The organism is Paraburkholderia sp. SECH2 (assembly GCF_030464795.1).
GTDB lineage: Bacteria > Pseudomonadota > Gammaproteobacteria > Burkholderiales > Burkholderiaceae > Paraburkholderia > Paraburkholderia aspalathi.
On record NZ_JALPRH010000045.1, the window covers coordinates 1 to 16,812 of the forward strand.

15 protein-coding genes and 2 pseudogenes are annotated in these 16,812 nt (G+C 58.3%); 10 read left to right on the top strand and 7 right to left on the bottom strand.

The window, feature by feature from the left end:
- From M0D66_RS36665 to M0D66_RS36710, 10 genes and pseudogenes are all read left to right on the top strand, one after another.
- A partial coding sequence (locus M0D66_RS36665; protein ID WP_266212803.1) for a YadA-like family protein occupies positions 1-1,743 on the top strand: 1,743 nt, incomplete at its 5' end.
- A gap of 129 nt (positions 1,744-1,872) precedes the next feature.
- Complete coding sequence (locus tag M0D66_RS36670) at positions 1,873-3,015, top strand: DUF2827 domain-containing protein (protein ID WP_266212804.1); 1,143 nt, start codon at positions 1,873-1,875, stop codon at positions 3,013-3,015.
- A complete protein-coding gene (locus M0D66_RS36675; RefSeq protein ID WP_266212805.1) occupies positions 3,012-4,142 on the top strand; it encodes a DUF2827 domain-containing protein in 1,131 nt (376 codons plus the stop codon). The genes M0D66_RS36670 and M0D66_RS36675 overlap by 4 nt, the downstream gene beginning before the upstream one ends.
- Positions 4,143-4,156: 14 nt before the next feature.
- Positions 4,157-4,759: a hypothetical protein gene (locus M0D66_RS36680; RefSeq protein WP_266212806.1), complete on the top strand. Its 603-nt coding sequence runs from the start codon at positions 4,157-4,159 to the stop codon at positions 4,757-4,759.
- A gap of 121 nt (positions 4,760-4,880) precedes the next feature.
- Positions 4,881-6,029, top strand: coding sequence for a DUF2827 domain-containing protein (locus tag M0D66_RS36685; protein WP_266212807.1), 1,149 nt, complete (start codon positions 4,881-4,883; stop codon positions 6,027-6,029).
- 29 nt (positions 6,030-6,058) lie between these two features.
- Positions 6,059-7,390 (top strand): annotated as a pseudogene (gene istA, locus M0D66_RS36690) (IS21 family transposase); the annotation flags it as partial.
- Between the two features lie 5 nt (positions 7,391-7,395).
- A complete protein-coding gene (gene istB, locus M0D66_RS36695; protein WP_266212808.1) occupies positions 7,396-8,184 on the top strand; it encodes an IS21-like element helper ATPase IstB in 789 nt (262 codons plus the stop codon).
- Positions 8,185-8,298: 114 nt separating this feature from the next.
- A complete protein-coding gene (locus tag M0D66_RS36700; protein WP_266212810.1) occupies positions 8,299-8,976 on the top strand; it encodes a class I SAM-dependent methyltransferase in 678 nt (225 codons plus the stop codon).
- A 117-nt stretch (positions 8,977-9,093) separates the two neighbouring features.
- Complete coding sequence (locus M0D66_RS36705) at positions 9,094-9,849, top strand: hypothetical protein (RefSeq protein ID WP_266212811.1); 756 nt, start codon at positions 9,094-9,096, stop codon at positions 9,847-9,849.
- A 15-nt stretch (positions 9,850-9,864) separates the two neighbouring features.
- The gene (locus M0D66_RS36710) at positions 9,865-10,296 is read left to right on the top strand and encodes a hypothetical protein (protein WP_266212812.1); all 432 of its coding nucleotides are present in this window, start codon (positions 9,865-9,867) and stop codon (positions 10,294-10,296) included.
- 537 nt (positions 10,297-10,833) lie between these two features.
- Here M0D66_RS36710 and M0D66_RS36715 read toward each other — a convergent pair.
- The 7 genes and pseudogenes from M0D66_RS36715 to M0D66_RS36740 form a co-directional block, all read right to left on the bottom strand.
- Positions 10,834-12,039: a CaiB/BaiF CoA-transferase family protein gene (locus M0D66_RS36715; protein WP_266212813.1), complete on the bottom strand. Its 1,206-nt coding sequence runs from the start codon at positions 12,037-12,039 to the stop codon at positions 10,834-10,836.
- 1,471 nt (positions 12,040-13,510) lie between these two features.
- Positions 13,511-14,026 carry a transposase gene (locus tag M0D66_RS36720; protein ID WP_266212814.1) on the bottom strand — a complete coding sequence of 172 codons (516 nt, stop codon included), beginning with the start codon at positions 14,024-14,026 and terminating at the stop codon, positions 13,511-13,513.
- A gap of 78 nt (positions 14,027-14,104) precedes the next feature.
- Positions 14,105-14,581: a DDE-type integrase/transposase/recombinase gene (locus M0D66_RS36725; RefSeq protein ID WP_308112735.1), complete on the bottom strand. Its 477-nt coding sequence runs from the start codon at positions 14,579-14,581 to the stop codon at positions 14,105-14,107.
- 21 nt (positions 14,582-14,602) lie between these two features.
- Positions 14,603-14,851 carry an IS3 family transposase gene (locus tag M0D66_RS38020; protein WP_367619545.1) on the bottom strand — a complete coding sequence of 83 codons (249 nt, stop codon included), beginning with the start codon at positions 14,849-14,851 and terminating at the stop codon, positions 14,603-14,605.
- Between the two features lie 102 nt (positions 14,852-14,953).
- Positions 14,954-15,694: a transposase gene (locus M0D66_RS36730; protein ID WP_266212816.1), complete on the bottom strand. Its 741-nt coding sequence runs from the start codon at positions 15,692-15,694 to the stop codon at positions 14,954-14,956.
- Positions 15,695-15,714: 20 nt separating this feature from the next.
- Positions 15,715-16,308 (bottom strand): transposase, encoded by a 594-nt coding sequence (locus M0D66_RS36735; protein ID WP_266212817.1) that lies wholly within the window; start codon positions 16,306-16,308, stop codon positions 15,715-15,717.
- Between the two features lie 230 nt (positions 16,309-16,538).
- Positions 16,539-16,796, bottom strand: a pseudogene (locus M0D66_RS36740) (transposase); the annotation flags it as partial.
- Positions 16,797-16,812 lie beyond the last annotated feature (16 nt).

Here is a 16,812-nt window from a genome sequence, read left to right on the forward strand (position 1 = left end):
CTGAACACGAACAACAGCAACGTGGCGTCGCTGTCGACGACGGTGGGTACGTACAGCAGCAGCATCGGTTCGCTGTCAACGGGACTTAACACGAACAACAGCAACGTGGCGTCGCTGTCAACGACGGTGGGTACGTACAGCAGCAGTATCGGATCACTGTCGACCGGCCTGAACACGAACAACAGCAACGTGGCGTCGCTGTCGACGACGGTGGGTACGTACAGCAGCAGCATCGGTTCGCTGTCAACGGGACTTAACACGAACAACAGCAACGTGGCGTCGCTGTCAACGACTGTTGGTACGTACAGTAGCAGTATCGGATCACTGTCGACGGGTCTGAACACGAACAACAGTAACGTGGCTTCGCTGTCAACGACGGTAGGCGAGAACACGAGCAGTGTGGCATCGCTGTCAACGACGGTGGGTACATACAGCAGCAGTATCGGATCACTGTCGACCGGCCTGAACACGAACAACAGCAACGTGGCTTCGCTGTCGACGACGGTGGGTACGTACAGCAGCAGCATCGGCTCGCTGTCGACGGGCCTGTTCACGACCAACAGCAATGTCGCTTCGCTCTCGACCAGTCTGTTTGGCACCAATAGCACGGTGTTTGTCCTCTCGGGCAGGGTGGATTCACTGTCGACCAGCCTGAGTACAACCAACAGCAGCGTGGCGGACCTTTCGACCGCCCTGAACACCAACGTGGGATCCCTCTCCACCTCGCTGGATACGACCAACAGCAATGTGGCGGCACTGTCCTCTGGCCTGAACGTGGTGCAGACCGGCCTGAGCACAACCAATAACAACGTGTCCTCACTCTCGACGAGCGTGAGTACGCTGTCAACCAGTGTCAGCACCCTGTCGACCGGCATGATCGCGTTCGCACCGGTTGCAGCGGCAGCGAATGCCGCGCAGGATCAGGGTGCGACGATCCTGCCGACGACCATCGGCGGCGGCACGGGTGGTGTGGTGCAGACGCAGGGCGGCACCCACGACGCGACCGCGGTGAGCTCGATCACGGCGGCCGGTTGCACGGTGGCCAACGGCATGGACACCACGGCCACGGGTCTGTGCGCGAACGCGGGCAGTATCAGCGGGGTGAATGGTGCCACGCGGACTGTGAACGCGACGGGGGCGACCGCGTACGGTGCCTATGCGACCGCGGCGGACGAAAATACGACAGCGGTCGGTTACCGGGCGCTGGCGACCTACTCTGGGTCGGTGGCGATCGGCTACCAGGCGCAGGCGACGGCGGACCCGGCCACCGCGGTGGGCGCAAACTCGCTGGCATCGGGATCAAACTCGGTGGCGCTGGGAGCGGGGGCAACGGCGACGGCGACGAATTCGGTGGCGCTGGGCGCGAACTCGGTGGCCGACGAGCCGGACACGGTGTCGGTCGGTAATCCGGGCAGCGAGCGGCGCATTACCAACGTCGCAGCCGGTATCAATCCGACTGATGCGGTGAACATGTCGCAATTGCAGGGTGTGCAAAGCAGCGTTAATAGTCTCGCGCACAACTCATACTCGGGTATTGCCTCGATTGCGGCGCTCGCCATGATCCCTGAAGTTGACCCTGGCAAGGTGCTTTCCGTTGGCATCGGCACGGGGTCGTATCAGGGATACCAGGCGGCCGCGATCGGATTTACTGCCCGGGTATACAAGGATGTAAAGATCAAGGGAGGCATAAGCCTTACCGGTCCTAGCCGTACCTACGGGTTGGGGGCGGCGTATCAATGGTAACCCTGACCGGTGGGTGTCTGAACAAAGGCCCGCTTGTCGCCATATCGCAAGACATGACGACGTGGGACGCGCTCGACGGCGTGGAACCGGGCGTGGCATCTGTCACTTATGTCTTTGGGGCAGCAAAATATGAAAGTTGGAATATCCGTCCTGACTCATGCAGGGCAAAGTATCTGGGAAAACGGACTGGGGCAGAACGTCATCCATCTGGTGCGCTTGCTTAACTCGCTGCCGCTCGTTAAGGATGTCGTCCTGATCGATTGTGGCGACCAGAGAATCTTGCCTCGGGAGGTCGCGCTGGATGGTCTCGACGTTCGTGTCGTCTCGCAGGGCGATGCGACGCACCTGATCGACGTAGCGATTGAACTGGCGGGTGGGTTCGACGTTGAATGGGTCGATCACATCCGCGCGCTTGGTAAGAAAGTTGTCTTCCATTGTTGCGGGCAGCCTTACGCGGCGCTTGTGGAGCCCGTTATGTTCGGAACAAGTGGTTTCTTCTCACGGGCTGATCGTTGTGACGAAATCTGGCTGCTTGAACAGTATGTCTCGTTCAAGCCGATGCTTGAGGCACTTCATCGGTGCCCGGTATTCATCGTGCCATATCTGTGGAGTCCAGAATTTGTGGACCGACGAGCGGTGGAAGTGCGGGAACACGGCTTTGTCTTTGGTTATCCCTCAAGTCCCGTCGGCGATTTCCCGCCGCGAGGTTTGAAGGTGGCCGTTTTCGAGCCAAACATTTCGGTAGCGAAGGCCTCTGTGATTCCTATGCTGATATGTGATGAAGCCTTTCGGCACGCCCCGGATTCGGTTACAGAGTTACATCTGATGAATACCATCAAGATGAAGGATCATCCGACTTTTGTGCATCTGGCAAACTCGCTGGACATGGTCAAACAGGGTAAGGTCCGGTTCGAGCAGCGACACGATTTCGTGGGTTACATGAGCCAGTACGCGAACGCTGTGGTGTCCCATCAATGGCAGAACGCGCAGAACTATCTTTATCTTGATGTGTTGTATGGCGGGTATCCCCTTATTCACAACTCGGTCTGGCTCGGCGACGTCGGATACCGCTATGAGGGATTTAACATTGACGACGGCGCGGGCAGACTTGTCGAGGCGTACAACAGTCACGCGCGTAACCTAGATTCGTATCGAAGCAAAAGTATGACCTTTATCCGTAAGCTTTCCCCATTTTCGCTGGACAACCAGACCCGATACGCTCGCAGGCTCCTGGATCTGCGTGCTCGGAGCTCGTCCTGGAGAAAAGCATGAGCAGGCCGGACCGGTTAAAGGTCGGGGTAACGTTGTTCCTCCGAAAGGGGCGGCAGTCGTTGTGGGAAAACGGCATCTTTCAGAACAGTTTTTTCCTGATTGAACTGCTCAAGCGCTCCCCTCTGGTAGAGACGGCGTATCTGGTGAATGGCGGTGACGGCTCGGTAGAGGAGTCAAGTGAGTTTCTTGCGCTTGCGCCGGCGCCGGTGATTGATATGCAGAGCGCTCTTGAAACTCTCGATGTAGTTATCGAGTTGAGTGCCCAGTTGAATGCGGGTTGGACGATTGAATTTCGTGCCCGGGGCGGTCGGGTCGTTGGCATGAGGGTCGCCAACGACTACGTTATTGATGTCGAGAGGATGACGTTTAATCTGCCACAAGGCATGCTGGTGTCGGGTACACCGTACGATGTCGTCTGGACGCTGCCTGCATTTGAGCACACATGCGCGAGTTACTACGAGGTTGCATTGCGGGCGCCGGTTCGCACGATGCAACATCTCTGGAGCCCGGCGTTGCTGGAGCGATCACTCAGATCGAGCGGGGCGTCAGAAAGTTTTGGCTATGTCCCCGGGAGATCGCAATGGCGTCTTGCCGTGCTTGAGCCAAACGTCTGTATGGTGAAGGCGAGCCAGCTGCCGATGCTTATCGCCGATCTTGCCTATCGGCAGGAACCGGAGTCGTTCGAGTATCTGCGGGTATTCAACAGCCTGCAGCTGAAGGCCGATGCGAACTTTGTGAAATTCTGCCGAAGCCTGGATCTCGTCCAGCACGGAATTGCAACGTTTGAGGCACGTTTTGCCATTTACGAGATCATGTCGCGCCAGGCGGACGCGATCGTCGCACACCATTGGGAGAACGGCCAGAACTACCTGTACTACGAAGCGCTGTACGGTGGCTATCCGCTCATTCACAACTCACGTTTTATCAATGGCTGCGGATACTACTATCCCGAGTTCGATTGCGCCGAAGGCGCGCTGGCACTGAGACAGGCATTCTCGGAACATGATTCCCGTCTTTCCGACTACAGGGCAGCGGCAAATAGCTTTCTCGCAACCCTGGACCCGCTATCGGATGCAAACGTAAGGCAATACACGACAGAACTTGCCTCGTTATTTACCAGATCATAAACAAACGAAAGAATATGAGTAAACGTTCATTTCTCGATACTGCACGGCCCTCGATACGGGTGATTTTTCATCGCGTTGCAATGCTGCTCCTTGTGGTGATGCTCGGGACGAATGTCGCACTCGCCCTCGCTGGCGACGATGTGGGCGCCCCGTCGCTTGCTGGAGTTCCATTGGTGGCGAAGTCTGCGAAAACTGTTGGCGTTAAGCAGTGCTACGAAGCTGTCCACCAAATTTCCGAGCGCGCAGTCGAAAATGCGGTGCACCAGGACGTATTGCTGGACTGGGACCGCAATACTCCCGACACCCAGCCATTCTTTTCAATGACAGGGCTGGAATTCGAACGAAGCTCAGCGGCGTTTTCGCTGACGGCAATACCCAGCGGCTCACGGGGAGCGTGTACGGTGCTGGCCGAGCGTATTTCAAGCGCATCGTCGTCCTGCAACGAGGTTGCACGTTTGCAGTTGACTGGCTACAAACCCGTGCCGCTGGTTGGTTTGGTAACGGTCTATACCACCCCAACCCACCCAAGGGAAACAGTGACGTTGATTGATACGAAACCATCGTGCCTCATCATCCGTCGTCAGGTTAAATACGATTGGGTTCCCCGCCGCAATTGAGAGTTTCGACGCAGCGCCGGGCCACGCGACGGCCCGGTCACCGGGCCAACGTGAGTGGGTCAATCATCAAGAGTATGGGATCAGGGGATGTATACGTTGATCGCCAGTTGCCGAGAGCAAAATGAAGCCGAGTCAGATAGAGGCATGGTCAGAACGAAAGCCGGTCAGAATCGGAATCACGATTGGCCTGCGAGAGGAGTCAGAAAGCCTGTGGACAAACGGGATAAAGCAGAATGCCCTGTATCTTGCCAGGCTTTTCAAGAACTCCCCGCGAGGCCATCAGGTGGTGCTCGTCAACACGACCGCTGTAAAGCTCACTTCCAGCCTGCAATGGGATATTGAAGAATACCCTGTTTGCACGTTTGAGGATGCCAAGGATCATCTGGACATTCTCCTCGAGCTTGGTGGCCAGCTCAGCGCCGAACAGACTGCGTACCTCAAGCAGCGAGGTACAAAGATCGTCAGTTACTGTTGCGGGCCGGAATACGTGCAGTACATCGAGGCCATTATTTTCAATCGCGGCTTCGGGAGCGCGCCTTTCATTAACCAGCAATACGATGAGATCTGGGTGATACCGCAGGTCGTTGAATCCAGCTTTCACTACTTCAAGACGCTCCGGCGCCAGCCGGCCCGTGAGGTGCCGTTTGTATGGGACCCGATGTGCCTGATGGAACGATCGCGACAATACGAGCACGCTGGCGAATACAGGCCTGGCAGGTCGGCGAAGAGGCTGTCGATCATGGAGCCCAATCACGACGTTCTGAAATTTTGCCTTTATCCGATGCTGATTGTCGATAGCGCCTACCGGGCTATGCCGTCAAAGATCGAATTCCTGCATGTGACGAACACTTCCCATCTGGTTCAACATAGTCCGGAGTTCGTTGGCATTGTTCAGGAGCTCGACATCGTCAAGGACAAAAAAGCGAGCTTTCCCGGGCGCTTCGATACACCTGCGTTTCTTGCGCAGCACACAGACATCGTTGTGTCCCATCAATGGGGACTCGCATTGAACTACTTTTACTTCGATGTCTGCTGGAACGGATACCCGCTGATTCACAATGCGCGTCTTTGCGCAGATATTGGGTACTTCTATAACGGGAACGACGTCGCGCAGGGCGCCGAGCGGCTCCTGGACGCCATAAAGAATCACGATAGAAGATGGCAGGAATATATCGAGCTGCAGCGGAAGAGAATTGATCCGTATCTGTCTACCAATCAGACGTTGATTGCCACGTACGATGACCTGGTCTATGGCCTGCTTGCGTCGTGACAGGGGACGATGATGGCCGCACTCCACACTTGCCGAGCACGAGCGTGTCCACGCTTGAGCCGTTTCGTGAGCAGATCCGTGACTGGCATGACGCCGGTGTTCAGGGCACAACGATTCACCACGCGCTGAAACGCAACCATGGCTACACCGGCAGCTACTCGGCGGTGCGCCGTATCCTGCTGGGCCTGAGGGCCGAACGCGGCGTGCCGGCCACAACGATCCTTGAGTTTGCACCAGCGGAGGCCGCACAGGTTGACTTCGGCGCCGGGCCGGTACTGGCACATGAATCGGGCGCGCAGATCAAGACGTGGTTCTTCGTCATGACCCTCTGCTGGTCGCGGCACCAGTATGTCGAGCTTGTGCTCGACCAGACTGTCGAGACATGGCTGGCCTGCCACCGTCGCGCCTTCGAGTGGCTTGGCGGCTGCCCGGGCCGCATCATCATCGACAACGCGAAGTGTGCGATCACCAGAGCCTGCATGTACAGCCCGGAGGTCCAGCGTTCGTAAGCCGCGCTCGCTGAGGGCTACGGCTTCCGGATCGACGCATGTCCGCCGCACGACCCGCAGAAGAAGGGCATCGTTGAGTCGGGCGTCAAGTATGTCAAGAAATCCTTTGTGCCACTGCGCACGTTTCGCGATCTGACCGATGCCAACCGGCAGTTGCGCGAATGGATCATACAGCAGGCCAGCACGCGCGAACATGGCACGACACGCGAGCAGCCGCTGGCGCGCTTTGCCATCGAGAAGCCACTGCTCACGGCGCTGCCTGACGTTGCGCCGGTGCTGGCTGTATGGAGCGAGGTCAAGGTGCATACGGACGGACACGTCGTCTACAGGAAGGCGCTGTACTCCGTGCCGTTCACGCTGGTTGGCAAGAGCCTCTGGCTCAAATCGACTGATACGGTCGTACAGCTGTTCCATCAGCACGAACTCACTGCAACCCATCCACGACTGCGCAAGGCAGGTGATCGCCACACAGTGCGTGACCACCAGCCGCCGGCGGCGCAGGCGTGGCTCGAACACGATCCGCAGTGGTGCCTGGCTCGTGCCAAGGAGATCGGGCCACCCTGTCACGCGCTGGTTCTCGCGATGTTCAACGACACGGTGCTGGTGAACCTGCGTGGCGCGCAGGGCATCGTCCGTATGCGCGAGAAGTTCGGCGATCAGCGACTGGACGCCGCGTGCGAGCGTGCGCTTGCATTCGCGAGCCCGAAGTACCGCACCGTCAAGACCATCCTCGACAAGGGACTGGACAGCCAGCCCGCCGCAGCAGCAGCGCAAACGTCAACGGCGCCTGCCGACACCTATCTGAACGGCGGCCGCTTCGGTCGTGACCTCCACTCCCTTCTCCTGCATTGAACATCATGAACCCCAGTCCCGAACTGAATACGATCCTCAAGCAACTGCGCCTGTCTGGTGTACCGGACTCGCTCGAGCAGCGCAATCGGCAGGCAATCGATGGACAGCTCGCCTACACCGAATTCCTCGCGATGCTCCTGCATGATGAAGTCGCGCGGCGGGACCAGAAGAAGCTCGGCGCGCGTCTCGTGCGTGCCGGCTTCGGGCTAGGCAAGACACTGGAGACCTTCAACTTCGACCGGCTGCCGAAGCTCAACCGCGCGCACATCCACGATCTCGCCACCGGTCGTTACATCGACGAGAAGGTGGCAATCCTGATGGTCGGTCAAACCGGTGTCGGCAAGTCCCACATTGCCCAGGCGCTGGGTCACTGCGCTGCGCGTCGGAGGCGCGACGGGCTGTTCGTCACGCAAACCGATCTGATCAAGAAACTGCATGCGGCCCGCGCCACGGGCCTCTACGAGCGCAAGTTCCAGCAGTTCGCGCGGGTGCCGCTGCTGATCGTTGACGACTTCGCGCTCAAACCCCTGCGCGCGCCACACGACGAAGACTTCCACGACCTGGTGGCGGCCAGGTATGAGCGGGCAGCCACCATCCTGACATCCAATCTCGATCTCAGCGGATGGGGCGATGCCTTCCCCGACAACAGGGTTCTCGGCGCCGCGACGCTCGATCGACTGCGCCATGGTGCCTACCGCATTGCCATCGAGGGCGAGAGCTTCCGCAAGCCTAAACCGATGCCTGAAAACGGCGAAACCGCCGTTGCAAAATCCAGTAAAAACCCGCATTCTTGAGGCCGTTCGAATCCGCGTTCGACACCACTTCCAACTGGCGCCATTACGGCGATCCGTGACACCTGGTTCGTATGAACGAGGTAATGCAACCTCTTTATGGCAGGAATCAGCCCAATGGAAGAGAACAACGTCGCAGACATATTTCAGACGATATATCGCGAGCAGGGATGGCATTCTACTGAGAGCGTTTCAGGTTGGGGATCGGAATTCAGGAATACGGAGCGGATCATCAGGGAGTTACCAGGCCTGTTGCGTCGCTTTGGGGTGACTTCAATGCTGGACATCCCATGTGGCGATTTTAACTGGATGCGGCACGTGGATCTAGGTGGAATCGAGTATGTCGGGGCCGATATCGTGCCCGATCTGGTGACCAGAAATCAGGCCGTGTACGGCGCACCGGGACGCCACTTTATGCATCTTAATCTGCTTAACGACCCGCTGCCTGATACCTCGCTTATCTTCTGCCGGGATTGTCTGTTCCATTTTTCCCATGCGGACGTGCTTCGGGCTCTCGCCACCTTCGCAAAAACTCAGGCTCGCTATCTATTGACGACGACCTTTGTGTACCGCAGCTATCCGCGAAATATGAATATCGTGACGGGGCAATGGACCCCCATCAATCTGGAAATGCCGCCTTACGAACTGGATGCCCCGCTAGCGCTACTGGTCGAGGGCAGCAACGAAAACATTTCATATGGACCTGAGATCGGCACTGTGCCACAGTCTGATCGTTGCCTGGGGCTATGGGACATGACGAGCATCCGAGAACGTGTTCAAAGGCAGTCTGACTGACATCGCGCCATGATCGTAATAAGTCACTTCTGTCGCCAGGCGCCTCCGAGCCTTGTGAATCACCGTCGGTATGCCCGGCTCCAAGGCTATCGTCACATCGATGTCGACGCGACCGGCATGCCTTACAGTTTCCAGCTGCGGTTATTCTACAAATGCGAAGCATTGCTGGGCACGCTGCGAGCCGCTGACGAGGGAACACTGATCTTGCTGCTAAGCGAGGATGCAGCCATCCTCGAGCCGCTTCCACTCGATAAATTGATGGCCGCCCGCGACTATCTTCTCGTGCGAACAGCTACACATGCATTTCCCCAGGTCGATGTCCAGATCTGGAGAAATACGGTGGCTGTCCGGGATATTATTTGCCGCATCGTTGACCTGTGCAGGGTAGATGCGGCCCCCCTTGCTTCGGAGGCTGATCTGTTTGCAGATCTCGAGTCTTCACACTCGTCTGAACCGATCAATGGGGTCTGCGCTGTCGGTTCTGCCGCCAGCAATTTCGATCCCGTCTGGAATCGTACGCCAACGTTTTCGATCAGTATCGATGATGCGGCAGATTTTCCCCGGAGAAAAGACGTGTCCGCCCGCTACCGGGATATCCTTGTCGAACACATTAATCAGCGCTCGGCGGCTGGATTGCCGCGGTTTCGATTCACCGAATATGACAGTATGGAGACCGCCGAGCGAAGTGTTTACAATCCAGGCCACGCGATCGCGCTGACGACGCTTTATACCCCTAACATTGCTTCCTACGGACGTATCGCGGAACACAATCTCCGGCGCTATTGCGAACTACACGGGTACACCCTGTACATGCACCGGGAAGTCCCATCCGAAATTGGCGTGAGCGCGAGTGGCAACTGGATCAAACCGTGATTGCTTGACGGATACATGCAGCACCACGACTGGGTGTTCTGGCTGGATGCGGATGTACTCGTTACCGACTTGCAGCGCAGGCTGGAGCCGATGCTCAAGAACAAGGATTACCTGCTTGCGCACGATGTGGGCGGGTGGAAATTCAATTCCGGCGTAATGGGGTTTCGAAGTACCGCACAAAACAGGGAGATGTTGCGTCGACTGATGGCCGATATCACTGTCCTTGCCGACAAGTCGTCAGTCTACGCCAGCAACGGAGATCAGTTTTACTTCATCAGGGCCATGGAACGTGCGCTGCTTCTTGATGAACAGGCGATCACGGATCTGGTGTCTATCAATACGCCATGGATGTTGCGACGACCGGACAGTTTTGTCGTTCACTATTATGGAATGTGGCCGGAAATGCGTGCCATGTTGATGGCACATGACAATGCGCTGCTCCCGTGAGACTGAAACGCCAAGGGCACCTTCTCGCGTCGACTCGCGATCTTCTGTTGCCAGGGCCGCCCAAACCGACTGATATGAGGATTCACCTGGACCAAGATTTGTGAAGCACATGAACGGGCATCGACCGTAGAAACGGGCTCCTGAAATCCGGCTCGCCTGTAGATTGCGTTTAACCGGACGTGGACCTTCAGTAACTTTGGCAGGGTGATGTAAAGCCTGTTGTTGCTGACTCGGCATCGACACGGCGGGAAGCCTTCCGGTTTGAGCGGCAGTGTTCCTGCACCTATGCCTGGAGATCTCACTATGCGTGGCCAACGCATTCGCAAGTAGTAGAACGGATTCCCGGCAATCGCGACGTTCGTCGTTTCAGGTCCACGTTGGGCGAATCGGACGGAATAGGGCGCCAAGGTCGGAGGCGCAAGGGCCGCCTGGCCGGTTGGAGACGCTCTGCGTCGACTTGCCGGATTCTCCTGTTTGCGTTACTTCAGTTGAGCCTGTTCTGATGTGGGCCGGCGTGGTTCGCGGCGCCGCGTGACTTTAAACAATGCTGTTTGACCGAAGCCACGCGATGCGGTCGCAGTCGTAACCAAGCGAATGAAGAACTTCATCGGTATGTTCACCCAGCTCCGGGCCGAGCCAGCGCGTTTCGCCGGGTGTTTCCGAGAGCTTCGGCGTGACGCCGGGCAGCGTGATCTCAACGTCATCCTGCCACTTGAAGCGCTGGATCATCTGACGGGCGAGATACTGTGGATCGGTGAATATGTCGGCGACGCTGTAGATGCGGCCGACCGGTACATCCGCCGCGTTCAGCACGGCGAGCGCCTCGTCGATCGTGCGGGTCGCGAGCCACGTCGCGATTGCGGCGTCGATCTCGAGCGTGCGTGGCACGCGACCATCGTTCTGCGCGAGGCCAGGATCATTCGCGAGATCCTCGCGGTCGATCGCGATCATCAGGCGCTTGAAGATCGGATCGCTATTGCCGCCGATCACAATGCTGCCGTCGAGGCACGGATACGTATTCGACGGCACGATACCAGGCAGCGACGCGCCGGTACGCTCGCGCACCATGCCGTACACGCCGTACTCAGGCACAACGCTCTCCATCATGTTGAAGACGGCCTCATACAGCGCGACGTCGACGACCTGCCCCTTGCCGCCGTTCACCTGTTTGTGATGCAGCGCCATCAGTGCGCCGATCACGCCGTGCAGCGCCGCGATAGAGTCACCAATTGAAATGCCGATGCGCGGCGGCGGCAGGTCAGGATAGCCGGTGATATGCCGCAACCCACCCATCGATTCGGCGATCGCGCCGAATCCCGGACGGTCACGATACGGGCCTGTCTGGCCGTAGCCGGAAAGGCGCACCATCACGAGACCGGGATTTTTCGCGGACAGCACGTCATATCCGAGGCCGAGCTTTTCGAGCATCCCGGGGCGGAAATTCTCGATGACGATGTCGGCTTCCTTCGCGAGACGCCGGACGATTTCCTTGCCTTCTTCGGCTTTCAGATTGACCGTCACCGACTTCTTGTTGCGTGCCTGCACGGCCCACCACAGCGACGTGCCGCCCACTTCCGGATAGAGCTTGCGCCACTTGCGCAGCGGATCGCCGCCCTTCGGGTCTTCGATCTTGATGACGTCCGCGCCGAACTCGCCCATGAAACGCGCCGCAAACGGACCTGCGATCAGTGTGCCGAGTTCGAGCAGCTTGACGCCCGCGAGCGGGCCAGTGGTTAAACTCAATTGTTCTGCCTGTTTGTCTGCTGTTGGTCCGGTCAAAGAGGGCGGACATGACTATCGCGATGCGTTTGGGTAGCCTGCCAGCAGAATAAGAGCCAGACTCTTCCTGCCATGTTAACAAGCCGGATTTTTAAACATACGGCGGCGTTCCAGTCATTCACCCAGTAATGTTTGCGAAATCGATTCGCAAATTGTCATCGGAGCTTTGCCTGATCTGCATTAACCGACGCTGACTTCGCCCCATGGACGCGTGTCTTCGAATGTTCGCGGGCCCTCGCATGCCGGAAATACCAATTCGACGAATCACATCCCACTCCCTCGACGCGGCCTACGGCTTCCGCCGTTGCGTCGACAACTCCCGACGGCACGAAGCTTCGCAATCGCCTCCAAATTCTTGCAAGCATGGCGTTAATCATCGTATTGGTTCCGGGCGCTGAATCCGTGTCGGAATTTGACGGAATGTTTCGTTCAATGTGGTACGCGATATCCATGACAAGCATCATTGCAGTACCCTCCAACATAAATATCTCAACAACTATCAAACGGGACGCGAACGATCTCGACATGATGAAGGTCACTGGGATTTTGCGACCCCACATCGGGGGCGATCCATGTTGAGAAGGTACACGATGCGTTGTGACGATGGGCTTCCTGACATCGTTTGAAATAATTGAGCCCGAGGGTATTGGCAAAACCAAACCGCAGAAATCGAGGGGGTCCAGGCGGCAGAATTCCACAAGAAATGTTGAACGACTTTGCTGTGAAAACATCGCGAAACGGCGGATCGACCGGAAATTATGCCGAGCTCTGAAAGGGCCGGACACTTTCTGTCTGTGTTGCGGTGGCTCGCGTTGGGTTCTTCGCCTGCCGAAGGATAAACAGCTTGCGGCGCTGGTTTCCGAATAACAGATCGCGCTTAGGATCCGGGCATTCACGCGTGACTCCTGGCTTTCGCCAGTCGGGTTGCCGGCGTCATGATGAATGAACACGCACGTCCCGCATGCGCATCCTGAACACCATGGATTCGATGACGGTTGACAAGCGTTGACGCGCGCTGCCTGGACTTGCAGAGACTGACTGTGAAAGCGGCCGATTCACCCAACCATGCTGCTCCGTAGCCGCGCGACTTCTTGCCACCGGACAAGGGGTGTGTTGGAAGTGCACTACCGGTTTGCCGGATGCTTTGCCATCACCTTCCATCGACATCTCGGATGTCGGTTTTCCGATTAGCGGATATGTGAGCGCGTTTATTGAGGGAAGAAGGACAGAGAGATACGTCTCGCAAGTCTGCCGCGATCTGCCGTGTTGCTTGCCGCGTCCGATCGGTTTGACAGTGCCACGCATCTGCGACGCAACGCCTGTCGGGCAAGAGTTGCGACCTGCGTTGGCGATGGACATCTTCGGGCAAGATCGATACTGATCTGGGTGACACGAGGCGAAACAACTTTCTGATGCATCGCTTCGGGAAATCGCGCTAAATTTGCACGGCCTCGGGAAGGGGCCGTCTCTGAGTAGTTGGTTTGCCCGCTTGTACAGCGGGCTTTTTTTGTCGGGTAGCCTGCGTCTTGGCCTTCACTGCACTGCGCCTCGCAACGGAGACGGCGCGCATCGCCTCAGCGGCGCCAGACTGTTCCTTGGGGATAGCCGTAGCCCTTCCGGCAAGGACTGCACGCGCGGCGTTTTCAGCATCGGTGGGATCGGACTTCCCTTTGGATCGGCGCATGGCGCGATCGGGACGATTGACTTCAAGCACCTCGATCTCATGATCGCGAAGCAAGCGGGCCAATCCCGCTCCGTAGGTGCCGGTCCCTTCAACCCCGGCGCGGCGTAAAGGGCTAAACGAATTCGCCCATGTCAGCAGATCGAAATATCCTGCCGTGTCGGTCGTTACCGATAGCGTTCCAAGAAGCCTGCCTGTGTCGCTAATTACGGCCCCGACATGCGTATCCAGATGCGTGTCAACGCCCAGAATCACTTCGTTTTGTTCCATGCGTGTATCCGTTGTAGTGGGCGCATCGCCAACCCCACTCGCAGGACAGGACACTCATGGTGCAGTACAAAGCTCCTATCAGGTCACAGACGGTGAGCCCGGCAACGCTCGGGGAACGCCGGAACCCGAGCGACAGGTCAATGCCAAGGTAGCTCGGCCAATCCCAGCACGGGTCAGATCGGTCCGACGTTCAGAAGCGATCTTAGACTGAGTGTCCCAGCAGTTTCCCTTTCTGCTCATGCTCTGAACCATGCCGTTGGCCTTCAGATCGCCCACAAAGTACGCGCTGGTGTACTGACAGCCCTGATCGGAATGAAACATCACCTCGGGTGGTGGACGCCGTCTGGCGCGAGCCTGCTGGATCGCCCTGATCACCAGCTCCGTATCGGCCTGCAGCGCGAATGCCCAGCCGATGATTCGGCGCGAATGCAGATCCATCACGATGGCCAGATAGGACCAGCCCTGACGGGTGCTCACGTACGTAATGTCACCTGCCCATACCTGATTGCGTCTGTCCGGCTCAAAGTTGCGATCCAGCAGGTTGGGGGCGACCAGCGCTTCTCCATTGGCCTTGCTCTAACGATGCGTACGCTGCCGCGTTACCTTCAACTGCGCTTCGCACATCAGCGAACGTGTGCGATGACGGCCTACGTCGTGGCCGCACTGGCGCAACGCCTGCGACATCCTGCGGCTGCCGTAGCTGCCGCGCGTTTCCCGATGAATCTCACGGGCGGCCGTTAGCAGCACTGCTGGCGAACGGCGTGCTGCGGGCCGTTTGGCACGTGCGTAATTGCTGCTACGTGAAACGCCTGTCACTTCGCACATCACGCTCACCGGCCAGGCCTTCTTCAGTGACCGGATCACTTCGGGAAGCGATCCATTTCCTTGACGAAGAAGGCCGTGGACTTCCTGAGAAACTCCTCCCCGTCAGGTCGGTTTCGCTTGCAGTACAAAGCCCAACGATTCGGCCCGTCGGGTGAGATTGTTCAGGACCCGCTGGCGATAGCGCTCTTCGTAGTACGCGGCGCCGGGATCCACATATTGCATGCCATAGCGCAGTGTGTTGTAGAACAACACCGCGATCTTGCGCGCGGTGGCGGTGACGGCCTTGGCGTTGCCGATCCGCGCCGACAGCCGTCGGTAAAAGCCGCCCAGCGCGGTGTCCGTCTTGCCGATTGCGACAGCGGCAAGACGCAGCGCGGCAGCGGCCTTGCTGGAGGAGCGGCGTGTCTTTGAGGAGAGGATCTTGCCGCCGGAGATCTTGTTGCCCGGAGCCAGACACAGCCAGGATGTGAAGTGCTTGGCCGTTGGCCAGCGCGACATGTCATTGCCGCATTCGGCCACGAGTTTGAGCGCCACATGGGGCCCCAGGCCGTGAAGCTGCGTCAGATCGACGCCAAGCATGGCGTAAAGCGCAGCACGCACATCAAAGGAGAAGCCGTTGGGTTGCTTGGTCCGGTACCGCGCCGCGGGCAATGGCGCGGCGGGCGGTTCGGCACCGGTTTGCAGTTTCCGAAGCGTGAGTTCTATACGCCCATCGCATTGCGCGACCTGGGTCTGGTAATAATCGTATAGCGAAAGCGCCTGAGTGAGCTCGAACACGTGCTCGGCTTTATAGTTGCCGATCAGCGCGTCGCGGATGGTCTCAACCGATGCCTTGCAACGCACATCGCGATGTCGGGCGAGTTCTACGGCATTGCGTTCGCCGCCACAATGGCGCGGATGATCTTCATGCCGGTTGCACCCGTGACGTCCTTCACGACGTGATGCAGTTGCAGGTTCATCTGCATTAGCGCTTTCTGCATGTGCTGGATATGTGCCGCGGCGTATTCGAGCAGGCGTTCCCGTTGCCGCAGATAGGAGCGCAGGGTGGCCACGTCGTGCCGCGGCCGGAAACTCGCGCGCAGCAGCCCGTAGGCGTGAAGCTTTTGCAGCCACTGCGCATCGCTCACATCCGTCTTGCGACCCGGCACGTTCTTCGCGTCGCGCGCATTGACCAGTACCACCTCAAAGCCGTGTGCCTCCAGGATCTCGAACGCGGGGATCCAGTAGACGCCGGTTGACTCCATGACTATCGTGGTGATTCCCACTTGTTCGAGCCAGTCGGCGAGATCGTGCAGCTCTTTGGTGAAACTGCGGAATGAACGCACCGGTTGCGGGTCACGCTCCGGTCCCACTGCCACCGCATGAAACTGTGCGCCGATGTCGATCGCCGCAGCATGGGGATGCACCACCGTTATCTGCGCCGCACTGCCGGCGCGCCGAGACTTCGTTGCTGTCATGTCAAACCTCCGCCATCAGAATGGGCAGAGGGCGGGACAGCGGAATCGATCACCTTGCTGAACGTGATCGCCTGGTGGCGTCACCAATGCTGGGTCCGCGTCAGTCCCTGGGCCACGTTTTTTAACGGGATGAATCACCAAAAGTCTGACGGCCGCTCCCTCTGGGAGCAGTCAGTGTAGCGGTGTCAGGGAGTTTCTGCCCTTCGGGCAGGGGCGCGTCCCTTGGGATGTTTTTTTAGAATGTCCCGCTCCCTCTCGAGATCGGTCACTCGCGCTTCCAGTTCGCGGATGCGACGCGCGTCCGCCTCGACCTGCAGCGTCGTGCGCGGCGGCTTTGCCTGCTCGGCACGCCACTGCGCTACCCAGCGACGCAGTGCGGTATCGCCCACGCCCATTGCCTCACAGGCCTGGGCAAACGAATAGCCCCTGCTGACCACCAGTTGTACCGCTTCCGCCTTGAATTCTTCAGGAATGTTCCGTCTGCTCATTGCTCACCTCGTTTGG

Bases quoted from the DNA above. Each gene is read 5' to 3' on its own strand.
- M0D66_RS36720 (WP_266212814.1), bottom strand. From the start codon at position 14,026: ATGGAACAAAACGAAGTGATTCTGGGCGTTGACACGCATCTGGATACG.
- M0D66_RS36685 (WP_266212807.1), top strand. From the start codon at position 4,881: ATGAAGCCGAGTCAGATAGAGGCATGGTCAGAACGAAAGCCGGTCAGA.
- M0D66_RS36675 (WP_266212805.1), top strand. From the start codon at position 3,012: ATGAGCAGGCCGGACCGGTTAAAGGTCGGGGTAACGTTGTTCCTCCGA.
- istB (WP_266212808.1), top strand. From the start codon at position 7,396: ATGAACCCCAGTCCCGAACTGAATACGATCCTCAAGCAACTGCGCCTG.
- M0D66_RS36710 (WP_266212812.1), top strand. From the start codon at position 9,865: ATGCAGCACCACGACTGGGTGTTCTGGCTGGATGCGGATGTACTCGTT.
- M0D66_RS38020 (WP_367619545.1), bottom strand. From the start codon at position 14,851: ATGTGCGAAGTGACAGGCGTTTCACGTAGCAGCAATTACGCACGTGCC.
- M0D66_RS36680 (WP_266212806.1), top strand. From the start codon at position 4,157: ATGAGTAAACGTTCATTTCTCGATACTGCACGGCCCTCGATACGGGTG.
- M0D66_RS36705 (WP_266212811.1), top strand. From the start codon at position 9,094: ATGCCTTACAGTTTCCAGCTGCGGTTATTCTACAAATGCGAAGCATTG.
- M0D66_RS36670 (WP_266212804.1), top strand. From the start codon at position 1,873: ATGAAAGTTGGAATATCCGTCCTGACTCATGCAGGGCAAAGTATCTGG.
- M0D66_RS36735 (WP_266212817.1), bottom strand. From the start codon at position 16,308: ATGACAGCAACGAAGTCTCGGCGCGCCGGCAGTGCGGCGCAGATAACG.
- M0D66_RS36700 (WP_266212810.1), top strand. From the start codon at position 8,299: ATGGAAGAGAACAACGTCGCAGACATATTTCAGACGATATATCGCGAG.